Consider the following 6,898-nt stretch of genomic DNA (forward strand, 5'->3'; position numbering starts at 1 on the left):
TAATTTATGAAAATTCATAAGCTAGGGGCTTTTATTTAAAAGTGCATAGCATTTATGCCCTTTTTGCAGTGCCCTCTCTTTAAGGGAGATAGTGTGGTAAAAAAGTATAAAAATTTTTTCTGAAGGAACTTTCAAAAACCCATGTTGGAAAAATCGATAAAAAGAAATTAAAAGAAATGAGCACAAAATGTTAAAAGGAGAACGGCAATTCGTTCTCCTTTTTGCTATTTTGTGGCAAGGTCCATAGCAGTGACTGACATCGAAAGGCTACCCAAGTTGTTCGCTGAAATCATACGGATTTTAAACATTTAACAAGATTTTTTCTGTCGCAAGACATTGCTCTAACACCCATGGCCATTTACCGTGCCCCGAATTTGAATTTATGTGGCCTGCATTAGGTATAGTAATGGAAGGAAGAGCTAGATTTAAATAATTTTTTGCATCCTCCATACTGCAATATGGATCATTGGTGGAATGGACAAATAAAGTTTCTTCCGACGCTGCCGATAAATGTGATTTGTTTAGAGGAACTGGATAAAAGGATGCTGCTTCTCGAAGTATGATGGCTGGTGAAGGCGGTGCCACAAGGATAACTTGGTCTGCAATTCGTTTGTTTTGATTTGTTGTGTAATGGAGCCATAGGAGGCATCCTAGGCTGTGAGTAATAACGGAAAGTTTGTGATCTTTTGGAATCGTTTTTAATGCAGTATTTAATTCATCCAGCCAAATCTGTAAATTGGGTGAATCAAAGTTTGAAAAGGTTGGATAGCAAACGTGAACGTTTCTTTGCGTTAATTCGTGTGCTAACCAGCTCTGCCAATGATCAGGTCCGCTCCCTCCTAAACCGTGAAGGATTAAAAAACTACGTTGATTCATACGAACACCCCTTTTTTTGAAAAAAGTTTATTATTCCGATAGATTAAATTGGTTTTAATGAATTATACCTTCTTTATAATGAAATGACAATCAGTTTCTTCATAAAAGATTAAAAGATATTTGCAATTGCTATAATAAACAATCAATATTAGTAGATATGTTCATATAGAAAGCAGGGGTATTATTTGTCCGATTTTTTATCAATAGGTGTATCGCCAACATTAGCTAGTAAATTACATTCCTACGGAGTGGCCGTTCCGACACCAGTTCAAAATCAAGCCATTCCCATTGTAATGGGTGGTAAGGATATTATCGCTCAAGCACAAACAGGTACCGGGAAGACGTTTGCTTTTATCCTGCCAATCTTAGAAAAGATAAAAAGCGATACAACATATGTTCAAGCCTTGATCGTCACTCCCACCCGGGAATTGGCCTTGCAAATTACTGACGAAATAGAAAAGCTACTCTCAGGTATTGAGGGTATTGATGTATTAGCCATATATGGCGGGCAGGACGTTGACAAGCAATTGAAAAAATTGAAGAAGGGTATGCAGATTGTGGTTGGGACACCAGGGAGGCTGTTAGATCATATCCGAAGAGGAACCGTAGATTTATCACAAACTTCTTTTCTGGTATTAGATGAAGCCGATCAAATGCTGCATATTGGATTTTTGAATGAAGTAGAAGACATCATTAAGGAAACTCCCAAGAGCCGTCAGACGATGCTATTCTCAGCCACAATTCCCTCTGAAGTAAGAAAACTTGCACATAAGCATATGAGGGCACCTGAATATATCCAGGTGGAAAAAACACAAGGACCCGCTGATAATGTTAAGCAAATAGCCATCCATACCATTGACCGGGCAAAGCAGGCAACACTTATTCAATTAATTGAAACGCACCGGCCGTTTTTAGCAGTTATTTTTTGCCGGACAAAACGAAGAGTAAGTAAACTTTATGAAGTGTTAAAGAGCCATGGTTTTTCCTGTGATGAATTGCACGGTGATTTGTCTCAAGCAAAACGGGAGCAGGTAATGAAGCGGTTTCGGGATGCTGAGGTCCAACTGTTAATTGCAACAGATGTAGCTGCAAGAGGACTTGATGTCGAAGGTGTAACCCATGTCTTTAATTATGATATTCCTCAGGACAGTGAAAGCTATATTCATCGTATCGGAAGAACAGGCCGAGCAGGAATGAAGGGATTAGCGATTACTTTATACTCGTCAGCCGACCGTCCCACTTTGGATTTGATTGAAAAAGAACTGAATATCACCATTCAAAAACAAAACCTTGGGAATTCGAGTAAGGAAAAAGATGCGAAGCCAAATCGTTCTGCTGTTCAAAAAGGGAAGGATACCAAGGGTAATGAAAAACAGAATAAAACTACAGATTCACGCAATGCGAAAATGAATTCGAATTCCAAGCGACAGGGATCAAAAGGAAAAGCAAATAGCTCCACAATATCTGCTCGGTTCGGCAAAAAGAGCACAAATGCAGGTGGAGCAAAAAAACAAAAGAAAAGATAATAAACAAACGGGACTGAAATTACTTCAGTCCCGTTTATTTATTTAACGGCCGATTCCAATTCCAGTGTTTGATTTTACGAGTACTTCATCATATTTTTTCACATCAGCCTTTTGGCCGGAGAAGATGGTTCCAAGATAGCCTGCTAAAAATCCAAGAGGAATCGAGATAATCCCAGGTGTTGTATATGGGAATAATGGTTCCCCTACAAAAATGGCTTTTCCAACCTCCGGACTGAAAACATTTGGACTTATAAGAACAAGACCGATAGCGGAAATAAGTCCAACCACCATCGCCCATACAGCACCAGTCGTATTAAATCGTTTCCAATAGATGGTGTAAATAATGACTGGCAAATTAGCACTTGCCGCAACTGCAAAGGCTAGGGAAACAAGGAAGGCTACGTTAAGTGTTTGTGCACCTAAAGCTAAAATTATAGAAACGACTGAAACACCAACTGCGGCCCAGCGAGCCATGCTAACCTGCTGCTTTTCTGTAGCCTTTCCTTTTCGGAGAATTTCGTTATAGAAATCATGTGCAAAGGCAGAGGCAGCTGTTAAAACAAGACCCGCCACTACAGCAAGAATAGTAGCAAATGCCACGGCTGAGATAAAGGCAAACAGCATATTACCTCCAATAGCTTTAGCTAAAAGTGGGGCCGCCATATTTCCGGCTGGATTGGCCGCTACAATTTCACTATTGCCGACAAATGCGGCAGCACCGAAGCCAAGGAAAATGGTCATGACGTAAAAGATGCCAATGATCCATGTAGCATAAACAACAGAAGAGCGGGCCGTTTTGGCATCCTTTACCGTAAAGAAACGAACGAGAATATGAGGCAGCCCTGCCGTCCCAAGCACTAGTCCCATGTTTAATGAAATCGTATCAAGGCCGATTTTGTATTTAACACCGGGATTCAAGAAGGATTCCTTAAGCGGTGTGGCTGTTTTCATTTGCGCAAACATATCGGTGATACTCCAGTTAAACTTGGCCAAAACAAGAATAGAAATGATGAAGGTACCTCCCATAAGAAGAATCGCTTTTATGATTTGTACCCAGCTCGTGGCATGCATTCCGCCGAAAATGACGTAGACAGTCATTAACACGCCCACAATTAAAACAGATGTTGTATATTCCAATCCTAATAATAATTTAATAAGTGCACCCGCCCCAACAAGCTGAGCAATCATATAAAAAATAGAGATAGCCATCGTGTTCATTGCCGCAAAACCGCGTATTTTCTTAGCATTAAATCGGGCGGCAATCATATCGGCAAACGTATACTTACCAAGGTTCCGAAGCGGTTCTGCTACTAAATATAGAACGACCAGGTAGGCAACAAGAAACCCGATACTATAAAAGAATCCGTCAAAGCCTGTCAATGCAACCGCTCCTGCGATTCCAAGAAAGGATGCAGCAGACATATAGTCCCCAGCAATTGCCAGTCCATTTTGCCAGCCTGTCAGACCCCCGCCGGCTGTGTAGAATTCACTCGCATTTTTGGTTCGTTTCGATGCGTAATAGGTTATAACTAACGTGACTAAAACAATCGCAAGGAACATAATAAAAGCAGGAGTATTCATCAGCTATTCCCCCGTTCCTTGACAACTTTATCAGCCAACTCATCAAATTTGGCCGCTTTTTTTGAATAAAGCATGCAAAGTCCCCAGGTCATCAAAAATTGAAGAAAGGCAAACACCCAAGCCCATGAAATACTTCCGATAAATTTGTGATTTAAGATGGTTGAAAAGGAAGTTAAGATTGGTAAAGCAAAGTAAAAACAAAAGAAGAAGATCGTGATAGGAATGATAAATTTTTTCTTTTCGGAGAGTAATGTTTGAAACGAAGAAGATTGTACAATTGAACTGTAATCGCTTTCAGTAATATCATTGATTTTTTTAGCCTCCAATGAAGCTCCCCCTCTCTCAAATAAACGTCGGTTCAAAACATGAGGACGAAATTATGACAATGCTGAAGGTCACTAGCTGAAATATTGATGGAGTAGTACAGGTTGATTGAATAGCGGAATACCTGAATGTAATGGAACAATTACCCTCCTTTTTCCAAATTATTAAAATTTATTACAGTTTCAATTATAGTAATGAATTTTTTAAATGCGCAAGGGATTTTATGAAAAATAGGAAAATTTTAGTATAAAAAATATAGATAAAAAAAAGAAAACCCTTGCTGCGCAAAGGTTTTCTAAATATGGAGACTATCGGGATCGAACCGACGACCTCTTGCATGCCATGCAAGCGCTCTCCCAGCTGAGCTAAGCCCCCGTATATTTGGTACAAGAAGAATTATATCCGGATTTTAATTTTCATGCAAGAGGAAAATTAAAAAAAGGGCAGAAAATTTCAGCCCTCAGCTAATACTTTCAATTTCCACTTTTTTAACCCCTTCTAAATCAGAAACGGAAGCATAAACATCCGTCGTTTTTTCTCTGTAATCAACCGCTACTAATATTTGTACGAGATGGTCACCATTGTCCAGATCTTTAATTCGAAGTCTGCGAATGATATATTTTTTCTCTAATAAAAAAGCAATAGCCTGATCGATTTGATTACGATCACAAATACATAGCTGCAAACTAACTTCTTTTTCCCGCAATTGCTTCGGTCCAAATAGCTTCATTAGGAAAGGGATTAATTCTACGCTTATAATGAGTAAGGCTACTCCAACAGATGCCTCCAAATAAAAGCCGGCTCCAACGGCAATGCCAATTCCGGCAGCCCCCCAAATCATCGCAGCAGTCGTTAAACCAGAGATACTATCATTGCCCCGTCTTAAAATCACACCTGCACCTAAGAATCCAATCCCGGAAACGATTTGGGCAGCAAGTCGAAGGGGGTCCATTGTAATTTTCACATCATTTGAATTCGGAAACATATAAGCGGATTGAATTGAAACGATAGTTAACAGACAACTTACAACGGAAATAACCAGACTCGTTTTAAGTCCGACGGGCTTTCTTTTTAATTCGCGTTCAAGACCGATTATAAGCCCAAAAACGGCCGAAATTCCCAGTTTTATTAATATATCTATATCCGTATTTGACATCTACATTCACGTCCAATTTAAGAATCGAATAGCAGAACTTTTGATAAATTGATAGTAAATAATATAGGATTACATTAAAATATTTAAATCCTTACTTAGATTCTACACATAAAGGAGTATGTTATGGAAGAACCAAAAATAAATCCCTATGCCGTTTTAGCTATAGGTGTACTATCTGTTTCTGCCTCAGCTATTTTTGTCAAGCTCAGTACAGCACCATCAGGAGTAATTGCATTTTATCGTTTACTTTTTTCAGTTTTATTCATGCTCCCCATATTTTTAACGAAGCATGTTTCAGAACTACGTCTTATAACCAAAAAAGATTGGCTTTTTTCGACCATTGCCGGAATATTACTAGCCTTTCACTTTATCCTATGGTTTGAATCACTAAATTACACTTCGGTTGCAAGTTCCACAGTTCTTGTGACTCTGCAGCCCTTATTTGCTTTTGTAGGAACCTATTTTTTCTTTAAGGAGAAATTATCAAGTAAAGCAATCCTCAGCGGAATCATTGCTGTTGCAGGGAGTATAATTATTAGCTGGGGGGATTTCCAAATCAGCGGAACGGCACTATATGGAGATATTATTGCATTACTTGCCTGTATACCGGTAACAGCCTATTTATTATTTGGTCAAAATGTTAGAAAAAGGGTATCACTTATTACTTATACATTTATCGTCTACTTTATGAGTACCATTACTCTATTCATTTATTGCCTGGCTGCTGGTGAGCCATTATTTCCTTATTCTTCAAGTAACTGGACTTATTTTATTTTACTCGCTCTATTTCCTAATTTGCTCGGACATACATTGTTTAATTGGTCAATAAAATGGCTTAGCACTTCGACTATTTCAATGGCCATTTTGTTTGAACCAGTTGGAGCGACAATCCTTGCGTTTTTCTTACTAAGCGAAAATGTTGTCTGGACACAAATCTTAGGAGGAGTTGTAGTAATAGGAGGAATTTTATTATTCGTGATTGATGAGAGAAAAATGAAATTAAAAGGTGAAATGAAAAGTACAACCTGATGATCCCAGTTATTCACATTCTTTTATCTACATAAAAGAATGTGAATAATCCTTTTAAGAAAGGATCTTGTAAAAAAAAGTTTTAAAATTATATTGCAATCATTTATTTATCGTGTTATATTAAATCTCGTCCTCTTCGAGAGAGTCAAAACAACGAAAAATGAAATTAAAAAAGTTGTTGACATCTAAAGTTGAGATGTGATAAATTAAGGAAGTCGCTTTCGAAGGATTAAGCAAAAGGGACTGAAATTAACAAGATTGTTCTTTGAAAACTAAACAAACAAAAACGTCAACAAACAATAATATTCGTTTCTTTTGAAACGAGCCAACGTTTTATTTTATGAGCTAATCAACTTTCTTGGAGAGTTTGATCCTGGCTCAGGACGAACGCTGGCGGCGTGCCTAA

6 protein-coding genes and 1 tRNA gene are annotated in these 6,898 nt (G+C 38.3%); 2 read left to right on the forward strand and 5 right to left on the reverse strand.

The annotated features are described in order from the left end of the window. Positions 1-300: 300 nt before the first annotated feature. Complete coding sequence (locus tag AC59HZ_RS31070; protein WP_496549567.1) at positions 301-876, reverse strand: RBBP9/YdeN family alpha/beta hydrolase; 576 nt, start codon at positions 874-876, stop codon at positions 301-303. Positions 877-1,061: 185 nt separating this feature from the next. Here AC59HZ_RS31070 and AC59HZ_RS31075 point away from each other — a divergent pair, with 185 nt between their 5' ends. Beyond that, positions 1,062-2,402, forward strand: a complete 1,341-nt coding sequence (locus AC59HZ_RS31075; RefSeq protein ID WP_496549568.1) for a DEAD/DEAH box helicase — start codon at positions 1,062-1,064, stop codon at positions 2,400-2,402. Between the two features lie 42 nt (positions 2,403-2,444). Here AC59HZ_RS31075 and AC59HZ_RS31080 read toward each other — a convergent pair whose 3' ends face one another. From AC59HZ_RS31080 to AC59HZ_RS31095, 4 genes are all read right to left on the reverse strand, one after another. Next, positions 2,445-3,983 (reverse strand): solute symporter family protein, encoded by a 1,539-nt coding sequence (locus AC59HZ_RS31080; RefSeq protein WP_496549569.1) that lies wholly within the window; start codon positions 3,981-3,983, stop codon positions 2,445-2,447. After that, positions 3,983-4,309 carry a DUF485 domain-containing protein gene (locus tag AC59HZ_RS31085; RefSeq protein ID WP_496549570.1) on the reverse strand — a complete coding sequence of 109 codons (327 nt, stop codon included), beginning with the start codon at positions 4,307-4,309 and terminating at the stop codon, positions 3,983-3,985. Before AC59HZ_RS31085 ends, AC59HZ_RS31080 begins: the two co-directional genes overlap by 1 nt. A gap of 300 nt (positions 4,310-4,609) precedes the next feature. Next, a tRNA-Ala gene (locus AC59HZ_RS31090) sits at positions 4,610-4,682 on the reverse strand. Positions 4,683-4,767: 85 nt separating this feature from the next. Then, positions 4,768-5,463: an MgtC/SapB family protein gene (locus tag AC59HZ_RS31095; protein WP_496549571.1), complete on the reverse strand. Its 696-nt coding sequence runs from the start codon at positions 5,461-5,463 to the stop codon at positions 4,768-4,770. Between the two features lie 123 nt (positions 5,464-5,586). On the opposite strand from AC59HZ_RS31095, the gene AC59HZ_RS31100 reads away from it, so the two are divergent. Next, positions 5,587-6,492 carry a DMT family transporter gene (locus AC59HZ_RS31100; RefSeq protein WP_496549572.1) on the forward strand — a complete coding sequence of 302 codons (906 nt, stop codon included), beginning with the start codon at positions 5,587-5,589 and terminating at the stop codon, positions 6,490-6,492. Positions 6,493-6,898: the final 406 nt, after the last annotated feature.

It is taken from the genome of Neobacillus sp. DZ-9, from assembly GCF_059587065.1.